Source organism: Defluviitoga tunisiensis (genome assembly GCF_000953715.1).
In the GTDB taxonomy this organism is placed as follows: domain Bacteria; phylum Thermotogota; class Thermotogae; order Petrotogales; family Petrotogaceae; genus Defluviitoga; species Defluviitoga tunisiensis.
The window spans coordinates 875,388-894,988 of record NZ_LN824141.1; the positions used below are offsets into that span (position 1 = coordinate 875,388).

At 31.2% G+C, this 19,601-nt stretch carries 15 protein-coding genes and 2 tRNA genes; 14 read left to right on the forward strand and 3 right to left on the reverse strand.

The features are described from left to right. Positions 1–17 precede the first annotated feature (17 nt). The 6 genes from secA (at position 18) to DTL3_RS04125 (ending at position 7,690) form a co-directional block, all read left to right on the forward strand. Positions 18–2,486, forward strand: coding sequence for a preprotein translocase subunit SecA (gene secA, locus DTL3_RS04100; RefSeq protein WP_045087647.1), 2,469 nt, complete (start codon positions 18–20; stop codon positions 2,484–2,486). A gap of 76 nt (positions 2,487–2,562) precedes the next feature. Further along, positions 2,563–3,660, forward strand: a complete 1,098-nt coding sequence (prfB, locus tag DTL3_RS04105; RefSeq protein ID WP_045087648.1) for a peptide chain release factor 2 — start codon at positions 2,563–2,565, stop codon at positions 3,658–3,660. Between the two features lie 61 nt (positions 3,661–3,721). Continuing rightward, entirely contained in the window at positions 3,722–4,618 is an 897-nt protein-coding gene (gene rsmH / locus DTL3_RS04110) for a 16S rRNA (cytosine(1402)-N(4))-methyltransferase RsmH (protein ID WP_045088602.1), read from the forward strand. Between the two features lie 25 nt (positions 4,619–4,643). After that, positions 4,644–4,919 (forward strand): hypothetical protein, encoded by a 276-nt coding sequence (locus tag DTL3_RS04115; protein ID WP_045087649.1) that lies wholly within the window; start codon positions 4,644–4,646, stop codon positions 4,917–4,919. A 5-nt stretch (positions 4,920–4,924) separates the two neighbouring features. Further along, entirely contained in the window at positions 4,925–6,622 is a 1,698-nt protein-coding gene (locus tag DTL3_RS04120) for a penicillin-binding transpeptidase domain-containing protein (RefSeq protein WP_052670354.1), read from the forward strand. Between the two features lie 75 nt (positions 6,623–6,697). Further along, the gene (locus DTL3_RS04125) at positions 6,698–7,690 is read left to right on the forward strand and encodes a DNA polymerase III subunit delta (RefSeq protein WP_045087650.1); all 993 of its coding nucleotides are present in this window, start codon (positions 6,698–6,700) and stop codon (positions 7,688–7,690) included. On the opposite strand, the gene DTL3_RS04130 is transcribed toward DTL3_RS04125, so the two are convergent. From DTL3_RS04130 to DTL3_RS04140, 3 genes are all read right to left on the reverse strand, one after another. Then, the gene (locus tag DTL3_RS04130; RefSeq protein ID WP_045087651.1) at positions 7,687–8,922 is read right to left on the reverse strand and encodes a GAF domain-containing sensor histidine kinase; all 1,236 of its coding nucleotides are present in this window, start codon (positions 8,920–8,922) and stop codon (positions 7,687–7,689) included. The genes DTL3_RS04125 and DTL3_RS04130 overlap by 4 nt on opposite strands. A 432-nt stretch (positions 8,923–9,354) precedes the next feature. Then, complete coding sequence (locus DTL3_RS04135) at positions 9,355–9,981, reverse strand: hypothetical protein (RefSeq protein ID WP_052670356.1); 627 nt, start codon at positions 9,979–9,981, stop codon at positions 9,355–9,357. A 406-nt stretch (positions 9,982–10,387) separates the two neighbouring features. Beyond that, a tRNA-Asp gene (locus DTL3_RS04140) sits at positions 10,388–10,464 on the reverse strand. A gap of 277 nt (positions 10,465–10,741) precedes the next feature. Here DTL3_RS04140 and DTL3_RS04145 point away from each other — a divergent pair. From DTL3_RS04145 to DTL3_RS04180, 8 genes are all read left to right on the forward strand, one after another. After that, positions 10,742–10,816: transfer RNA gene (locus DTL3_RS04145), tRNA-Thr, on the forward strand. Between the two features lie 105 nt (positions 10,817–10,921). Beyond that, the gene (tilS, locus tag DTL3_RS04150) at positions 10,922–11,875 is read left to right on the forward strand and encodes a tRNA lysidine(34) synthetase TilS (protein WP_045087653.1); all 954 of its coding nucleotides are present in this window, start codon (positions 10,922–10,924) and stop codon (positions 11,873–11,875) included. Between the two features lie 83 nt (positions 11,876–11,958). Further along, positions 11,959–13,842, forward strand: coding sequence for an ATP-dependent zinc metalloprotease FtsH (ftsH, locus tag DTL3_RS04155; protein ID WP_084217307.1), 1,884 nt, complete (start codon positions 11,959–11,961; stop codon positions 13,840–13,842). After that, positions 13,802–14,239: a thioesterase family protein gene (locus DTL3_RS04160; RefSeq protein WP_045087654.1), complete on the forward strand. Its 438-nt coding sequence runs from the start codon at positions 13,802–13,804 to the stop codon at positions 14,237–14,239. The genes ftsH and DTL3_RS04160 overlap by 41 nt, the downstream gene beginning before the upstream one ends. A gap of 84 nt (positions 14,240–14,323) precedes the next feature. Beyond that, positions 14,324–15,052 carry a response regulator transcription factor gene (locus DTL3_RS04165; RefSeq protein WP_045087655.1) on the forward strand — a complete coding sequence of 243 codons (729 nt, stop codon included), beginning with the start codon at positions 14,324–14,326 and terminating at the stop codon, positions 15,050–15,052. A gap of 132 nt (positions 15,053–15,184) precedes the next feature. Further along, entirely contained in the window at positions 15,185–16,471 is a 1,287-nt protein-coding gene (locus tag DTL3_RS04170; RefSeq protein ID WP_045087656.1) for a sensor histidine kinase, read from the forward strand. A 2-nt stretch (positions 16,472–16,473) separates the two neighbouring features. Beyond that, entirely contained in the window at positions 16,474–17,784 is a 1,311-nt protein-coding gene (locus DTL3_RS04175; RefSeq protein ID WP_045087657.1) for a thymidine phosphorylase, read from the forward strand. Between the two features lie 114 nt (positions 17,785–17,898). Beyond that, the gene (locus DTL3_RS04180) at positions 17,899–19,590 is read left to right on the forward strand and encodes a phosphodiester glycosidase family protein (RefSeq protein ID WP_045087658.1); all 1,692 of its coding nucleotides are present in this window, start codon (positions 17,899–17,901) and stop codon (positions 19,588–19,590) included. The last annotated feature ends 11 nt before the right edge of the window (positions 19,591–19,601 follow it).

Here is a 19,601-nt window from a genome sequence, read left to right on the forward strand (position 1 = left end):
GACGAGGTGATACATTGATGTTATTCGGATTTCTTGACAAAAATAAAAGTTTACTTAAAAAGTATGAAAAGATTACCAACACTGTGAATGAGTTTGAAAAAGAAATGATGTCTTTAAGTGACAATGAACTAGCGGGAAAAACTGAAGAGTTCAAAAAGAGAATAAATAACGGTGAGAGTTTAGATGATATTCTTCCAGAGGCTTTTGCAGTTGTTAGGGAGGCTTCAAGAAGAATATTAAATATGAGACACTTTGACGTACAAATTATGGGTGGAATTGCGTTACATGAAGGAAAAATAACAGAAATGAAAACAGGAGAAGGTAAAACACTTGTTGCGACACTACCCATTTATTTGAATGCATTAACAGGAAAAAATGTACACCTTGCTACACACAACGATTATTTAGCAAAAAGAGATGCTAAGTGGATGGGTCCGGTGTACGAATTTTTAGGATTGACAGTAGGTTTCATTCAAGCAAATATGAAACCAGAGGATAGAAAAAAAGCATATCAGGCTAATGTAACCTATGGAACTGCTAATGAATTTGGATTTGATTATCTAAGAGACAACCTTGTATATGATAAATCAGATAAGGTACAAAGAGGTCATTTTTATGCTATTGTTGACGAAGCTGATTCAATATTAATTGATGAAGCAAGAACACCTTTAATAATATCTGGACCTGCCGACACCCCTTCTGATTTATACAGAAGGTTTGCAAGTCAAGCCAAAAAATTTATTCCCGAGAAAGACTACACAATAGATGAAAAGCAAAAAACAATTGCTTTAACAGAAGAAGGTATTTTAAAGGCTGAAAGGATGTTGTCAATTGATAACTTGTATGATCCCAACAACATTCAATATCTATTTCATTTACTTAACGCATTAAAAGCGTTAAATTTCTTCAAAAAAGATAGAGATTACATTATTCAAGACGGCGAAATTATCATCGTTGATGAATTTACCGGTAGATTACTTCCGGGAAGAAGGTATTCAGAAGGGTTGCACCAAGCTATTGAGGCAAAAGAAGGAGTAAAAATAAAAGAAGAAAGCATGACTTTTGCTACAATAACCTTCCAAAATTATTTCAGGATGTATGAAAAATTGGCAGGAATGACAGGAACTGCTAAAACTGAGGAAGACGAGTTTAAGTCAATTTATAACACAGAGGTTGTAGTTATTCCCACCAACGAACCCGTTATTCGTGAAGATAAAAATGATTTAATTTATAAAACAAAAGAAGAAAAATATAAGGCGATTGTAGATGAGATAGTTAAGAGATACGAAAAGGGACAACCTGTACTAGTTGGAACAACCTCTATTGAAAACAGTGAACTTTTAAGTGAAATGCTGAAAAAAAGAGGGATACCTCACGAGGTTTTAAATGCCAAATATCATGAAAGAGAAGCAGAAATTGTTGCTAAAGCAGGTCAAAAGCATGCAGTTACTATTGCTACAAATATGGCAGGAAGAGGAACTGATATAAAATTAGGAGAAGGCGTCACAGAATTAGGTGGACTTTTTGTCCTAGGAACCGAGAGACATGAAAGTCGAAGAATTGACAATCAGTTAATTGGAAGGGCAGGAAGGCAAGGAGACCCTGGAGAATCTAGATTCATTCTGTCTTTTGAAGATGATTTGTTAAGATTATTTGGTGGAGACAGGATGAAAAATATGATGAATACACTAAAAATTGAAGATGGTCAACCTATAGAACACAAAATGTTGACCCATATTATACAGGACTCACAGAAAAAAGTTGAAGGTATACATTTTTCTATAAGAAAAAGATTATATGAGTTCGATTCAGTGATGGATAAACAAAGAACTGTTATATACAATCATAGAGACTGGATATTAGAGCAAGGTAACTATGATGAACATATGAAAGAAATAATTGCAGATGTTGTAGATAGATTAGTAGATGCATGCTGGAACGAAAGTGAAGAAAAAATTGATAAAGCGGTATTATCTCAAAAGTTAAAACAATATTTAATTATAGCTGATTTGAAGGGAGATAATACAGAAGAGGTAAAAGAAGAAGTTTTCAATCTTTTCTGGAGAAGATATTCTGAGAAAAAAGAGGAATTTGGAGAAGATTTCAATAAAGTTGCAAAATTTGTTATGTTGAGAATAATAGATGATAAATGGAGACACCATCTTGATTCAATAGAGGCGCTTAAAGAATCAGTGAATTTAAGGTCTTATGGTCAAAAAGACCCTGTTATGGAATTCAAGAGAGAATCTTATATACTATTTGATAAAATGGTTGATAGTATTTATGATGATATAATTAATTATTTAATGAGAATTGTAAGGGTTATCCCCGAAAAAGAAGAAAAAGAAGCCATGAAGGCTTATTCAAACCTTAGTTTTATACACAATGATATGTCTGCTATTGATGGCAAGGATGGTAAATCTAAAGAGAAAGAAAGTAATTTTTCAGGAAATAAAATAAGAAAAAGATACAAAGTTAAGAAATAAAGTTTAAATTCAAAAGGGTTTCACATACATTTGTTTTGCGGTTCTTTATAGGTAAATGAGTTTATGAGGTGATTAAATGATAGAATATGAAGTAAAAGTAAAGATAGACGAACTGAAAGAAAAATTTGAAGACTTGAAAAAAGTATTTAATTTAGAAAAAAAAGAACAAGAGGTTAAAGAATTAGATAATATAATGGCAGAACCAGAATTTTGGAGTGATTTAGATAAGGCTCAAAAAGTTTCAAAAAAAGCGCAAAATTTAAAAGATGAAATAGAAGATTTTAAAAAACTTGAGTCTATATTTGAAGATTTAGACGCTGCATTAGAGCTTTCAGAAGAAGATTCTTCTATGATTGAACAGGTAGATGAAATCTTAAAAGTTATCGAAAACAAAGTTGATAAATTCCAATTAAAAATGCTTCTTTCTGGAAAGTATGACCATGCTAATGCCTTTTTAACCATTCATCCGGGCGCTGGGGGTACCGAATCTCAAGATTGGGCGTCAATGCTTTTAAGAATGTATATAAGATGGGCTGAAAAAAATGGTTATGAGATTGAGATGCTAGATTATCAAGATGGTGAAGAAGCAGGAATAAAAAGTGCCACTATTAAAATAGATGGTTTATATGTATACGGTAAATTAAAATATGAAAAAGGGGTTCATAGATTAGTTAGAATTTCACCGTTTGATGCTAATGGAAGAAGACATACATCATTTGCATCTGTATCTGTTGTACCAGAAATAGACGATGATATTGAAATAGAATTAAAGCCTGATGATTTAAGAATAGATACCTATAGGTCAGGTGGCGCTGGAGGACAGCACGTTAACAAAACCGATTCTGCAGTACGAATTACTCATATACCAACAGGTATAGTTGTTGCTGTCCAAAGTGAAAGATCACAACATCAAAACAAGGCAAATGCTCTTAAAATTCTTAAAGCTAAATTGTATGATTTAGAACAACAAAAAAAGTTAGAAGAAAAAATGAAACTTATGGGTGAAGTAAAAGATATTTCTTGGGGGAACCAAATTAGATCTTATGTACTTTATCCATACACACTTGTTAAGGATCATAGAACAAACCATGAAACATCAAATGCAGAGGCAGTTTTAGATGGAGAAATAGACGATTTCATAGAAGCAGAATTGTTATATTTTGCTAAAATCTAATAAAATTTACTTTAAGTTTATTTAAAATTCATTATTAATTGTAACAAGAGAGGTGTATAATATAAGAGAGTATCAAGATTCGCATATAAGTGTACTGGTAGATGAATGTATTCATTATTTAGTTACCAAAAAAGATGGAATTTATGTTGATTGTACTGCAGGAGAGGGAGGACATATTAAAGCTATTTGTGAGTTTTGTGAAGATCAAGCACAAATAGTGGGTGTTGATATAGATCATGAAGTTTTGCAAATATCCGAACAAAAGTTAAAAGATCATTTGAAAAATGTTAAACTAATAAAAGCACCTTATCAAAATATAGATATTGTTTTAGCAGGATTAGGAATAGAAAGAGTAGACGGATTTTTGATGGATTTAGGTGTGTCAACCTTTCAATTGAAAGCTGAAGACCGCGGATTTTCTTTTTCTAAAGACGAACCTTTAGATATGAGAATGGATCCAGAAAGCGAAGTTACAGCTGCAGATATAGTCAATAATTATCCCGAGGAAAAATTAAGACAGATAATATTTGAATATGGCGAAGAAAAAAGATTTGCTCATAAAATTGCAAAAAGCATAGTAAGAAATCGACCAATAAATACAACTTTTGAACTTGTAAACGCAATAAGAAAGGCATTACCGAGTTCTGAGGTGTACAAGAGAAAGATACATTTTGCGACCAAAACTTTTCAAGCCATAAGAATAGAAGTAAATAATGAGTTGAAAAACTTAGAAGAAGCCCTTTCTAAATTTGAAAAACTATTGAATAAAAATGGCAGAGTGGTAATAATAACATTTCATTCTTTAGAAGATAGGATAGTTAAAAACTTTTTCAAAAATAATGATCATTACAAGCTTATTACTACTAAACCTTTACTGCCCTCAGAACAAGAGCAAAACAAAAACCCTAGAAGTAGGAGTGCTAAATTGAGAGTTGCTGAATTTATAGGTACCGATTAAAAACACTTCAATTGGGGGAATTTTTATGCCAGACAGAACTATTGATAAAACTCAGGGACTAGAAAGAGCGCAGTCAAAAGTTAAAACTATTGATATTGTGCTAATATTACTAATTTTTTTATCTTTTCTTGCAGTTAGTATATGGCTAACATTATTTCTTAACTTTGGAAAAAATATTGAAAACTACAAAACTATTATTTCCAGGTCAGAAATGGATGTACAAGACATGGAAGATAAAATAATTTCATTAGATAAGCAGATTGCAAACTACATAGAAATATTAAAAATAATGGAGCCATAAAAGGAATGAACTTTAAACAAAAAGTTTTTTCTATTGTTTTATTTCTTTCATATATTTTCTTATTAGTCGTCATCTTTGTTTATAATAACCCTTTGGAAAAAGATTTTCAAGAACTAGCCTCCACTTTACAAGACAAAAAAATAGCGACCCTTGTTGATGACAAGGGTCATTTTATTGTTGCAAATGAAGACAAATTTGAAGCATGGATTGATTTGGATTTTATGAAACGAAGAAATAAATATTATCAATATAAGTTTTTATTGAATCAAAGGTTTAATGATGATGAATTAAAAGATAAAAAATTTTTAAAGTGGGGGAGTTATGAAACTTATGCACAGGCATATTTAGACTTAGGAGTATTAAATAAATTTTCAAGAATTTATCCAATAAATGTACGTGTTTATAACGAAATCTTTTCTCTGCCACAGGTGATAGGAAAATTAGACAAAACCATGTACGGGATAGAACCCTTCTTATATGAAAATAAATTGTTAGAAACCAGTGATACTGTCAAATTGAGCATTGATTTAAAAATGCAGCAGATTGCTTATGAAGAGGTACTCAATGCAGTAAAAAAAGAAGAAGCAGAAGGTGGAATTGCCATAATAATGGAAACAAATACCGGAAAAATAAAGGCCAGTGCCTCAATTTATCCATGGAATATTGGTTACATGGGATATATTGAACCGGGTTCAACCCTGAAACCAATTCTTATGGCTATTGCGATAGATCAAAATATTATTAATATAAATGATAAATTTTATTCTGGTCTTGAGTATGTACCATTAAGCAATATAGATTTTGTGGTTACAGAATCACAAGGATATGGTTTTGGTGAAATAGGGTTAAAAGAAACCTTGGTTTATTCATCAAACATAGTAATTTCAAAGATTATGACGAAAATTCTTCAAGAATATTCTAATCTCTGGCTTTATGAACAACTTTTAAACTTTGGATTTGGAAACAAAACAGGAATAGAATTTAAAGGAGAAATTAATGGAGTGTTTCCTCATCCTTCAGAATGGTATGCGATTACCCCATACCAGATATCACTAGGTCAAGGTATAGGAATAACCCCTATTCAACTAATAACAGCGTTTAATGTTATTCCAAACAAAGGAAAGTACGTTAAACCTTCTTTTTTAAATGATAGTATACCAAAAGAAAGGCTAGTAATATCGGAACCTACCGCTGAAATGGTAAAAGATTGGCTTGGTTACACAGTTTTAAAAGGAACAGCTAAAAGGGCATACAAAGAAGGTTTAAAAATTGGTGGAAAAACAGGAACTGCTCAAAAAGCTCAAGGTGGAGTAGGATACATTGAAGGAAATTATTATTCATTATTTGTAGGCTTTTATCCTGTAGTAAATCCAAAATATACAGCACTTGTAATAATAGATAATCCTAAAAACGAATTTTATGGTGGAGAAATCGCTGCACCTGTGGTAACAAATGTTTTTTATCGTTACTTTAAACCTAGTGAAAATAATTATACAGACAATGGCAAGTTATATTTTAAAGATATTATGCCTAATCTTGTAGGATATACTCCAAAGGAAGCTTATAATATCCTGTTAAATCTAGGTATTGATGAAAATGCTATAATAATTACTGGAAACGGTGATAAAGTAGTATCTCAATCTATAGAACCATATTCTTATATCGATGATTTTAAAATAATTCAGTTGCATACATTAAAATAGAAAAAGGAGTTAAGGTAATACCCCTTCCCCATTTCTTAGTTCAAATCAGCTTTTATAAACGGAGGATTCATATCAATGGAAACAATTTTAATGTTGGGAGATTCAAAAATTCTAAAAAACAAAAAGATAGAAGAAATAATAGATAATAACAAAAATGCAGAACTGGTAAGAATTTCTTCTGAAAATTATGATGACGAGGTACTCGATAAGACTTTTACTATGGGTAGTCTATTTGCAAAAGAAAAAACGATTATTTTTTCTGAATTTACTGAGTTCAAAATACCTCAACAAGAAAAAATTTCTAGATTTCTTTCTAAACAGAAAGAGACGTTTATTGGAACGGTAATTATAGATGCCAAAAGAGAAAGTAAAGCTCTTTCAAACATCAAATTTGATAAAAAGTTTGAATTTCCTTTACCCCTTCCATGGCAAGATGATCTTTGGATTAAATTTGTAAAAAATATATCAACGATGTTTGGTAAAAATATTGATGATGAAACAGTCTACAGATTACTTGAACTTATTGGAAAAAATGAAGAATTACTATATGAAGAGATTAGAAAAGTGTCTATATATACAGACAAAGAGAAAATAAGCTATGAAGAGGTAAAAGATATACTATCTTCTTTTCCAACGATAACTTATGAAGAACTTTGTTATAGTCTAGCGAAAAAAAACTTTGTACAAACACTAGACAAATTCACAACCCTAACAAATTCACCACAATTTTCTCCCATAGCACTTAATAGTTACTTATTCAATTATTACTTAGATTTTTTATCTGTTATGTTGAATACTGAAACAAAATTCTCGTATTCTTGGCCAGAAATATCTAAAATAAGCAAAGACTCAGAAGTATCGCAACAGCGAGTAGCTAGCTTTTTAGGCTTTAACTTTAAAACTGATAAGGAAAGAAAAATTAACTTAAAAAAACTATACACGTCAGCTTCAATAGAAAACATACTTTTAAAGATAGAAGAAATAGATAGACTTTTAAAAATGGGAGAAAACCCAAAAGTGTTATTCTCCAATCTTTTTCATTATATCTGTTATGAAGATAAACACTAATTTACTAGAGTACTTAAAAAGGCAGGTATTTTTATTCTAAATGTTGTTCCAACGGATAGTTCTGACTCTACTTCAATATCTCCTTTTAATATATCAATATTTTTTTTCACAATGGCTAAACCAAGCCCACTTCCAGGTTTATCTTTTGAGAGTCTTAAAAATGGTCTGAATATATCTTTTAAATTTTCTTTAGGTATTCCAGGTCCAGTATCTTGGATAGTTACAATAAAGTGTTTTGTATTATTTTCATAATTAACGTCTATTCGAACGTATCCTTTATTAGTATATTTAATAGCATTTTCAATGATATTCATAAAAACTTGTTTGAGTTTTGTACTGTCAGTCTCTATTTCTGTTGGAATATCCGCAGGATAATTGAATACAATTTCAACCTCAGGGGAAGCAGATACCTCTAAAATAGATAAAACTTCATAGATAATTCTTTTTAAATTAACCTTTTCTAAATGAAGCGTTGTTTCTCTGTTTAATTTATTGAAGGTTGAAATATCTTCTATTAAAGAATTCATATGCTTAGCAGATAAAAGAATCTTCTTAACAATATTGATTATTTCCTTCTTTGGCAAATCCTTGTTTGCCAAAATCGTTTCTGCAAAGCCTATAATAGCAGTTAACGGTGTTCTAAGTTCATGACTTATAAAACTTAGATAGTTAGTATTCAATTCTGTACTTTCTCTTTCAGAATCTCTTAAAAACTTCAGGGTTAAAAAAGTTGAAGCTAGATTGCTGAACATCTCAAGCATCTTTTTAGAACCTTCATCAAAAGAATCAACGTGAAAACTATCTATGTATATATGACCTGCTACATTATCGCCATATTTTAAGGTAGCAATTAAGGTAACCATATTTTTATTATTTTTATGCATCGTTCGACTTATTTTGTGCAATTCAGTTTCCGGAGTGTTATAATCCATGATGTTCTTTACTTCTAATATATCTGATTTCATATATTTATTAACAAAGGCTTCACTCAATGGGACTTCCATTTTTGATAATAATTCTTGATCATACCCTTCGCCAACAATAGCTTTATATAAGGCACCTTTAATTAACCAAATAGAACCACATTCAGCCTCGGGTATTATCTTAATGGCAATTTTCAAGAGTTTGTCTAGAAAATCCTTTTCACTAGCATCCCAATTGATTTGCTGAAATAGTTGTGCCATCTCTTGTAGGTTCTCAATGTAAAAGTCGTAATTTATCTCGCGTTGCATATATATTAATCCTCCTTCATTAATTTATAAATGATAAGCTATACTAAGTATCAAAGGAAAAGATAGTGCTAAAGCCCTTAAAACAGTTAAAAAAATAATTAAAATCAATTAGCTAATACTGAACTGTAATAAGCACCAAAAAAGAACAGATAAAACCACAAAATTGCTTGTTATAACTTTCTACTTTAAGAATAAGATAATTTAGTAACAAGCTTTCTACATTGCCAAATTCCTCGATTTAACATGATTTGTAAATCACCTTTGTAAAATATCTGTCACCTTAATTATATCACAAATTAAATATATTTATACAAAATTATTATGATTTTTAACTTAATATTTCTTATTAATCCATTAATAAAAATAATACATAAAGTTTAAATTAAGCTTAAAGAAAAACCAAACTTATCTAACTAGTAAAGAATATATTTATCATTTTCCTGCAAGAAGACTCCCACTTCTGTAAGCGTGGGATGAATTGCAGTTATAAAACACACTAAATCCTTTCCTAAACATATAGGGCTTAACTAAATCTGTTTTAACTGGCTTAGACATTTCCATTAGCTTAATATATTTACCTTTGTTCTGTACACCTTGAACTGAATATTTTTTGCTCTCAAAGATAACGATATCTTTAGGCTGATAAGCGTATCTTTGCTTACGAATATTTCTTCTGCCTTTTGATTTTTTAGCTCCACGATACTTATGAAGATTTTCTTCATTTAAGTTTTTGTTCCGTGTCCTTATACCACAGAAAAGCTCTTGTCCTGTTTTAATAGACTTATCTCTTATATCAACATATTTTGCATCATAGAACTTTTCGAGTGAACGATTGTTTCTCCTAATTTGCTCAAAATAGATAGGTTCTATTCTCTGTTGATTAATTCCACCTGCTATGCAAAATGCATCGTTATAATGTGTCTTTTCCAAACCAAGACTTACTCTTTTGGATTTTGTAATATAACCGTAAGTGTAGTCACACATCAGCGCATTGACCAATTTCCATCTTATAGTAGACATAAATGTTGCGTCCTTTAATGGTTTTTGAACAGGCTTCATTCCATATAATTTACCTCCATCAAGGTAAGTCAGGCCGAAGCCTGTAGGTCCACATCGCCAATGTTATAGCAGGTTTAATGGTAACAGCACTTCTCCTACCCCTCAGAGATGTTTAACCATTACCCTCAGAGCATGGGACTTGTGGAGCATCCCACGGTGACTATATATTCTGCTATAACTAATCATTAGCGAAAGCTAATGACATAGGCTAATCAACCGAGCTTGCATTTCTACAAGCCCCCGCCTCTATAGGCGGTGGGTGGTTGACAATAGATTCTAACATAAAAACAAAAAGACGCCCAACCGGGCGTCCTAAAAAATTTAGAAACCAAAAAATACGAAATAGGGGTAAATAGTACAAATGCAAAAAAGGCTTGAAAAAGCCGATAAGCAATATTATATGAAATGGCGGGGACGACGGGACTCGAACCCGCGGCCACCGGTGTGACAGACCGGCATGATAACCAGCTTCACCACGTCCCCAGTTTAATTACTCAACTTATTATATCATAAATATATTTTTTTGTAAAGAGTACTTACTGAATCATATTATTAGCCTATAAAATAGTGAAATAAAAGAGATAAAAGAGATATGTATTTCTGAAATAAGAATAAAGAATTTAAAATTAAATATACGTGTTATTAAATAGTGTTGTGAAACGTAAAATGTGTAAACTCACCATAGTTGACAAAATATTAAAATGTAGTATAATATAAACAGTACGTTAATAAAGCTTATTGTCGTTTATTAATTTTTTTTGCCGGCGTAGCTCAACGGAAGAGCGGCTCATTCGTAATGAGTAGGTTGGGGGTTCAAATCCCTTCGCCGGCTCCAACAATTTAAAATATTCTCAGATTAGAGGCGTCCATAGACGCTAAGGTTTTTCTTGTTTGGCTATAAAATTTAAGGTAATTTATGTTTTGTTGGGGGAAATGACACATGGTTCTTCAAGATTTTGAAAAAAAGATTTTTAAATTTATCAAAGACTATAAAATTTTTAACAAATATGATAAAATATTACTAGGCGTATCTGGAGGTAAAGATTCTATATCTTTACTCAATTGTATGTCAAAATTATCGCATATTTATGAACTTGAATTATCTGTAGCTCATTTAAATCACGGAATGCGAGAAGAAGCAGGCCGTGATGAAGATTTTGTGAGGCAAATATGTAAAAAATTAAATGTTCCTTTCTTTGTAGAAAAAAAAGAAGTTTTTAAATATGCATCCGAAAAGAAAGTTGGTGTTGAGGTAGCAGGAAGGGACTTAAGATATGACTTTTTTTTCAGAACATTAAAAGAGCTGAATTACGATAAGATCGCAACAGCTCATCATATGGATGATCTTGCAGAAACAATAATTTATAGAATAATTCGTGGAACAGGTATATATGGATTAGCAGGCATGGTTCCGTTAGAAGGCGTATTAGCTAAGCCTATGTTGTGTGTAAGTTTGGAAGAAATAGAAAATTATGTTACAATAAATAATATCCCATATGTAGAAGATAAATATAATTATTCACTTGAGTATTCAAGAAATAAAATCAGGTATGAAATATCTCCAAAAATGAAAGAAATAAACCCAAGTTTTCAAAAAAGTTTTTTTAGACTTGCTAGTACAGTGTGGGAATATCGAGATGAAGTTGAAAAAAAGTTCAATGAACGAGTTCATAAAACAGATGAAAACAGTTATAAAATTAAGCTAGAAAACGATTTTTTTGATTCGGAAGTTTTAAGATTGACTTTTTTAAAATTTCAAAAATATCCTCCCAATATGGAGGAAACTAAGAAAGTGTTACTTATGAAAAACAAAGGTTATAGAAATTTAAAAGGTTTGAAAATTGTTAAAGAAAAAGACTTTTTAATAGTAACAAAAGATAATAATGCAGCATAATCTGAATATAATGAATATTTTTGAATTGAAGAAGGGAGGATTAATTTTTGCAAAGAAAAAATAATGTTTTTGGTTTATTTATCATGTACACAATAATAGCTCTTTTTATATATCTTGGAATCAGTAGCCTTTTGAATACTCAAGATGTTACAAAAATTGAGTATAGTGAGCTTGTTCAGATGGTAGAAAATAATGAAATCTTATCCATTGAAATTGATGATTCTGGATATATAAGGGCTAAAAGTAAAGACGGTATTTTCTATAAGACTTATGCACCAAGTCTTTTAGTTGATCAACAATATGTTTATGGATTAGCAAACCAAGGTATAGAAATAAAATACGTAAAAAGTTTTGGTAATAGTTGGTGGGTTACTTTACTAACTATATTTTTACCGTTAGTTATTTTTATAATTATGATTAACTTCATGCTTCGACCTGCTAAAGGTTCTGCTAATGAAGGTATGACTTTTATCAGAAGTCCTGCAAAAAAATATGCAGGATCAAAGAGTAAAGTAACGTTTGATGATGTTGCGGGAGTAAAAGAAGCAAAAGAAGAGCTTGAAGACATTATTAAATATTTAAAGGATCCAAAGGCATTTACTAAGTTAGGAGCAAGAATGCCAAAAGGCGTGTTATTAGTTGGACCACCAGGTACTGGAAAAACATTGCTTGCTAGAGCTGTTGCTGGTGAAGCAAATGTTCCTTTCTTTTACATAAGTGGTTCTGATTTTGTTGAACTTTTTGTAGGAGTCGGTGCAGCTAGGGTTAGGGATCTTTTCAATCAAGCCAAAGCCAATGCCCCAGCTATTATATTTATTGACGAAATAGATGCTGTTGGTAGACAAAGAGGAGCAGGGCTAGGAGGCGGTCATGATGAGAGGGAACAAACCTTAAACGCAATATTAGTTGAAATGGATGGATTTGAACCTAATAGTGGTGTGGTAGTCATGGCAGCTACAAACAGGCCTGATGTATTAGATAAAGCTCTATTGCGGCCAGGAAGATTTGACAAAAAAGTCGTTGTAGATATACCAGATGTTGAAGGAAGAAAAGACATATTAAAGATACACTTTAGAGGAAAGAAAGTTGCTCCAGATGTTGATTTAGAAGTTCTGGCTAGAGCAACGCCTGGTTTTGTAGGTGCGGATCTAGAAAATTTAGTTAATGAAGCTGCACTTTTAGCTGCTCGAAGTGGAGATAAATATATAACTATGGCTCATTGTGAAGAGGCTATTGAGAGGGTTATTGCTGGACCTGAGAGAAAAACGAGGATTTTGTCTCAAGAAGAGAAAGAGGTAGTTGCATATCATGAACTTGGTCATGCAATCTTAGCGACTTTTCTTCCTAATTCAGATCCTGTTCATAAGGTTACAATAATTCCGCGAGGTTATGCAGCTTTAGGATATACTCTACAGTTACCTACTGAAGATAAATATTTGATTAGTAAGTCTGAAATTTTAGATGATCTTGTAGTGTTGTTGGGAGGACGGGCAGCTGAAGAAATTGTATTTAAAGATATTACAACAGGAGCAGAAAATGACCTTAAAAGGGCTACCCAAATAGCTAGGAAGGTTGTTGCCGAATTAGGTATGAGCGAAAAGATAGGGCCTGTTTCGTGGAGTGATGAAAGCGAAGAGACATTCTTAGCTAGAGAGTTATTTCAAGAGGTAAACTATTCTGATGAAACAGCAAAAGAAATAGATCTTGAAATTAAAAGGTTAATAAACGAAAGCTATGAAAAGGCTAAAACTATGTTGTTAGAGCAAAAAGAAAAATTAGATTTAATTGCGAATTATTTGCTAGACAAAGAAACAATTTCTGGTGAAGAGTTGAAAAACCTACTTGATAAAGATGTAAATGAACTAAAGACTTTGATAGATAGTTTGTTGAATCCAAAATCACCAGAATATGAAAGGGTGCCTCATTATGAATACTTCATTAGAAAAAATAAGTTCATTGAAGGGTAAAGAATTTAATTACTCATTTAAGGTTAGAGATGATGCTTATATCTGGTCTGAAGATAGTGATGTGATTGACTTTTACATTCTGAGCCCTGTATCTCTCTTAGAAGAGATACAGAAATGTTGTTATGATATCCTTAGAGGATATTTAGACAATAGTTTTGTATCTGTAGTTTCATATAGTAAGATAGAGCATATTTCATTCACTCCTTATTCTTTTAAGGTGTTCATAAAAATAAAAGTTACTGAAGTAATCGAAAATAGGGTTTATTTTTCTGGTGAAGTTTATGATGAAATAGAAAAGGTTGCTCAGTTTGAGGTAGTAAGAAATATAGTCTCTAAAAAGATATTAAAAAAGAACATAAATGAGAAGATTAATTGTACAAACTTATCAGAGATCTAGAACAATAGATAAGTGTATATACAAATAGCTTTATATGGCTAAATCAAAAAAGAAAATAAAAATATCCCAAAAGGGGGGAGTAAGTTGGCAAAAAAGACCATTATGATTGTCGAAGACGATCCTGCGATCTCTGAAATGTTATCCTTAAATTTAACAAAGGAAGGTTATGAAGTAGTAACAGCCATTTCCGCTGACGAGGCATTAAAGAAATTGGAGGAAAAGGACGTCGACTTCTTTATCATCGATATTATGTTACCGGGTTCAATGGATGGATTTGATTTGATTAGAGTATTAAAATCCAATGAAAATTATCGTACCACCCCTGTACTCATATTAAGTGCTAAAGATGATGCGGCTGATAAAGTTGCTGGTTTAGAACTGGGCAGCGACGATTATGTGACTAAACCTTTCAATGTAAGAGAACTTCTTGCAAGGATAAAAAGTATATTTAGAAGACAAGCCGCTTCTGCTCAAATGAAAGAAGAAGGTCCAAAAAAGATTACAGCAAAAGATTTAGTAATCGATACAGAAAGATTGGAAGTTTGGGTAAGAAATCAACCAGTGAGTTTAACACCGCTAGAATTTGATTTACTTGTATTCCTTGCAAAAAATGAAGGAAAGGTTTTCAGCCGAGATGTATTACTAGATAAATTGTGGGGTTATGATTATTATGGAGATACCCGAACAGTTGATGTCCATATAAGAAGGTTAAGAACCAAAATTGAAGAAGATCCTTCTAATCCAAAATACATAATAACAGTCAGAGGAAAAGGCTATAAGTTCAGAGATCCTGGAAAAGAAAGAGAGTTTTAATTAAAATAGCAGAGGATTATTCCTCTGCTATTTTTTTAAGTTAAATATTTCTTTCTATTTATTAAACTTCGTGTTGATTTTTGTTAATCTTTCTTCTCTTTCTAATTTTCAAGATAAGTCAGGTGAGAATCGTTGGAGGAAATTTACATATTTGTCATAGTTTTACTAAGCATTCTAAACGTTATCACATTATATCTTTATTTTAAAAAAAGAAAAAATGAAAAATCATATAAAAAATTCAAGGATGAGATTGCTAAAATTCTAAACATAAATATAAACAATCCTTTGGATGATTTTTTGTTGCATCAACTTAACCACCACATCAATTCCTTAGAAGAAAAATATAAATTAGAAAAGTATAAAAGAAGAAACATTTTTTCAATACTTGATACCCTTTCCGAAGGAGTAATATTAGTATCTTCTAAGGGTCCTGATATTGCAAGAATAGACTTTGCAAATAATGTTGCAAGATATCTTTTTAATAGTGAGGATTATGTAGGAAGGTCATTAACTGCTGTTATAGACAACCATAATCTAGTTGATTTAGTGATCCAAAGTTTTAAGGAAAATGAAGATTTAGAAGAAGACATTTTGTTTTATTACCCAGAAAAAAGATTTTTTAATTGTAAAGTAAAATCTATTAACGTAGAGAATTATCGCGTTATAATATTAGCGGACATTACTAAAGAGATTAATTTAGAGAATCTCAGGAAAGAATTTTTGACTATTATGTCTCATGAGATGAGAACTCCGCTATCTGTAATAAATGGATATTTGGAAATTTTGTTGAATGAAAAAGGTTTAGACCCAAAGATTCATTCCTATTTAAGAAAAATAGAAGAAGAAACGGCTCGATTAACTAGAATGTTTAACGATCTTTTAGATATTCAAAGATTAGAAAAGGCTGTTGGAGAAGAAAAAAAGTTTGAGAGGCTTAATTTTTCAGATACCGTTAAAAAGGCATATGACTTTTTTAAAATAGTTGCTAAAAAAGCTAATATTGAATTCATTGCAGAAATTGAAGATGGCATATACATTTTAGGCAATGAAGATAGGTTGCTACAGGCTGTATACAATATTTTAGATAATGCTTTTAAATATACGGCGTTAAAAGAAAAAGGCGATAAAAAAGTTTGGTTGAGATTATACACAGAAAATAACGAGGTAATATTTGAAGTTGAGGACAGTGGAATAGGAATTCCATCAAAAGAATTGAAAAAGATATTTAATATTTTCTATAGAGTTGATAAATCACGAACTAGACAAGTACCAGGGTTTGGATTAGGGCTATACATAGTAAAGACCATTTTAGATAATCATGGGGCTAGAGTGTTTTTGGACAGTGAAGAAAACAATGGAACTTTATTTAGAGTGATCTTCCCTGTTCATTCAGATAATATTTATGAAAGGGAGATATGAAGTTGAGACCATACGATATTATTAAGAAAAAACGCGATGGTGGAGTGAATACAAAAGAAGAGATTGAGTATATGATTAATGGATATTTAAATGAAGAGATACCAGATTATCAAGTTGCTGCGTGGCTGATGGCAATTTTTTTCAGGCATATGCAGGAGGAAGAAAGCTATAACCTTGCTGAAATAATGCTTAAAAGTGGAGATACGATTGATCTTTCTGAAATCAAAGGAAAAAAGATTGACAAACATTCTACAGGTGGGGTAGGAGATAAAACTACGATAGCTATTGCCCCAATGGTAGCCTCTTTAGGCTTGAAAGTTGCAAAGCTATCAGGAAGATCTTTAGGTCATACTGGAGGAACAATAGACAAATTAGAAGCCATTCCTGGTTTTAAGACAGATTTACAAGTAAAAGATTTTTATAGAATTGCAAATGAAGTTGGGATAGTGGTAGCAGGTCAAACCGCCAATATCGCACCAGCAGATAAAAAAATATATGCTTTACGAGATGCAACCGCAACAGTCGAAGAACTTTCATTAATTGCATCAAGTATAATGAGTAAGAAACTAGCTGTATTAAGTGATGGAATTGTATTAGATGTGAAAGTAGGTTCAGGGGCTTTCATGAAAGATATTGATGAAGCTAAAGAACTAGCAGTAATTATGTTGGCTATAGCAAAGAGACACAAAAGAAGTGCAAAAGCCTTAATTACGAATATGAATCAGCCTTTAGGCGAAACTGTGGGAAATTCTTTAGAGGTATTAGAAGCAGTGAATACTGTTAAAGGTAATGGACCAAAAGATTTTACAAAACTATGTATCGAAATTTCTTCACATATGGCAGATTTGTCTGGTATAATATCTTATCAAGAAGCTAAGAAAAAGTTAGTTGAAAACATAAAAAATGGTGTTGTTTCTAGAAAAATGAAAGAATGGATAAAAGCTCAGGGAGGAAATGAAGAAGTTGTTGATCATCCTAGCAATGTTTTAAATATTTCCAAAGAAATTATAGATTTTAAAGCAGACAGAGCGGGATATATTACCTATATTGACACAGAAAAAGTTGGAATGGCGTCTATGTATCTAGGTGCTGGTAGGCAAAAGAAGGAAGATTCAATAGACTTATCAGTTGGACTGAAGATCCTAAAAAAATTAGGAGACAAAGTACAAGACGGAGAAACTATCGCAAGGTTGTTTGTTTCTGAAAATAGTAATGTGGAATTTGCATTAGACTTATTGAGACAAGCTTACTCAATTCAAAAAGAAGCCTCTTTGAACATTTGTAATGACATAATATTTGATGTACTAGAATAGTAGTGAGTAAAAAATGGCAGACAGATTACCAATTAAATCTATATAATTTTATAACATATGTGTATCTTTTAACTTTTTTAATTAATTTTCAAAAGCGGCGTGGGAGGAAAAGTAATGGAAAAAATTATCTCGATACTTCTTTTTTTGTTGTTAGTTACAAATATTTTTGCTGCACAAGCCGTTTTTATTTCCCAAAGTAAAACACCAATTTATATTGACGCCATAAAAAATCAGGCATATTATTATATTAACGTTGATGAACTTGCAAAATACGATTCCATGGTAATTAATAAGACGTCAAGGATTATCTATGTTATATATAAAAAAGATGTGCTAGAAATTAGCTTAAATGATTATTATTCTAAAATTAATTTTATCGATAAGTATAATGACTCTGTTATTAGTATGAACGGTAAAGTGTATATTAGAAATGATGTTTTAGCCTCTTTTTTGAAGTTACAGTATTTTGAAAATTATGATAATATATTTTTCTTTTCTTCTTTACCTCAAATAACAGAATTAAAGGTTTTAACAAACGAGATATCTGTAACTTTTGATAGTTATTTAAATGAGCTCTCAATAAATCTAAACAAGATATCTGATGCTGGGGATTATTTGTTAACTATAAAACCAGTTGCACCTGTAACGAAAATCCCTTCTAATGCTGATTGTACTTATTCAAATAATACCTTTTATCTTCGATTTAGAAGCGATTTAAAATATAGCCTTAACATAGAAGGAAAAAGTCTTCAAGTTAAGTTAAATGGTAAAACTACAGAAGATAGTAAGCAAACAACTCAGCAAGTAGTAGTTCCTAAAACAAAGGATGGGATATCTTATTCAGAAAGAATAGAAACATTTAATGAACAACGAATTAAAATTTATCAATTATCCGTAGATCCAAAAAAATATAAGTTAAAGGTTGATCTTAATAACTTAGGAACCTATTCGAATGTAAGTACATTTTTGAAAAAGGAAAATCCTATTTTCTCAGTTAATGCCTCTTTTTTTGATACTCAGACTTTAGAACCAATAGGGAACATTATTTCTGAAGGAGAACTTTTACATTTAAGCTCTTATTCAAGGCCTGCATTGTTTATTAACGATAAGAATGAAGTTGATATTGACTATGTAAAATTAGAGTATCAAATTGAAATAGAAGGACTTCTTTTCTGGGTTAAATCGATAAACTCAAATTGGAAAGGCGATGTGAAATTATATACTAATCATTATAAAGGGAAGATTGAAGAAAGTGAAGATGCTTATATATTTCTCTTATTTAATGAAAAGAATCAACTAATATCAAAGGGCAAAACTACTCCAAAAGAAGGAGAAAAGCTCGTTCTTATAGACAAGAAGTATGAGAAATATCTGTCAAAAATAACAACAGGGTCTAAGATTAGCTTCTTATTAAAAAAGAGTGAGAATATAATCGGAAATCCGATTTTGTTACTAGAAGGTGGTCCTATTTTGTTGTATCCCAATTTTACTCAAGAACAGTATGAAAGCGAGAAGAGAAGTTATTCAAATGGTATAATATATGGGAAGACATCTAGAACTTTGGTTGCTATTGATCAAAAAGATATAATTACGTTTATGGTTATTGAAGGATATGATAATCCTGAATCTGGTTTAACTTATGATGAAGTGAGAAAATTCTTACTCAACATTGGAAGCTATGAAAAAGCTATGCTGTTAGATGGCGGGAGTTCTTCTATAGTTTTTTATAACTCGGATATACAAAACTATAAAGACGGAAAAACAAGAAATTATATTCCTGTATTATTAAGTGTATACGAAAATTAGATAATAAAACG

Bases quoted from the DNA above. Each gene is read 5' to 3' on its own strand.
- ftsH (WP_084217307.1), top strand. From the start codon at position 11,959: ATGTACACAATAATAGCTCTTTTTATATATCTTGGAATCAGTAGCCTT.
- DTL3_RS04180 (WP_045087658.1), top strand. From the start codon at position 17,899: ATGGAAAAAATTATCTCGATACTTCTTTTTTTGTTGTTAGTTACAAAT.
- DTL3_RS04115 (WP_045087649.1), top strand. From the start codon at position 4,644: ATGCCAGACAGAACTATTGATAAAACTCAGGGACTAGAAAGAGCGCAG.
- prfB (WP_045087648.1), top strand. From the start codon at position 2,563: ATGATAGAATATGAAGTAAAAGTAAAGATAGACGAACTGAAAGAAAAA.
- DTL3_RS04125 (WP_045087650.1), top strand. From the start codon at position 6,698: ATGGAAACAATTTTAATGTTGGGAGATTCAAAAATTCTAAAAAACAAA.
- DTL3_RS04135 (WP_052670356.1), bottom strand. From the start codon at position 9,981: ATGAAGCCTGTTCAAAAACCATTAAAGGACGCAACATTTATGTCTACT.
- DTL3_RS04120 (WP_052670354.1), top strand. From the start codon at position 4,925: ATGAACTTTAAACAAAAAGTTTTTTCTATTGTTTTATTTCTTTCATAT.
- DTL3_RS04130 (WP_045087651.1), bottom strand. From the start codon at position 8,922: ATGCAACGCGAGATAAATTACGACTTTTACATTGAGAACCTACAAGAG.
- secA (WP_045087647.1), top strand. From the start codon at position 18: ATGTTATTCGGATTTCTTGACAAAAATAAAAGTTTACTTAAAAAGTAT.
- tilS (WP_045087653.1), top strand. From the start codon at position 10,922: ATGGTTCTTCAAGATTTTGAAAAAAAGATTTTTAAATTTATCAAAGAC.
- DTL3_RS04160 (WP_045087654.1), top strand. From the start codon at position 13,802: ATGAATACTTCATTAGAAAAAATAAGTTCATTGAAGGGTAAAGAATTT.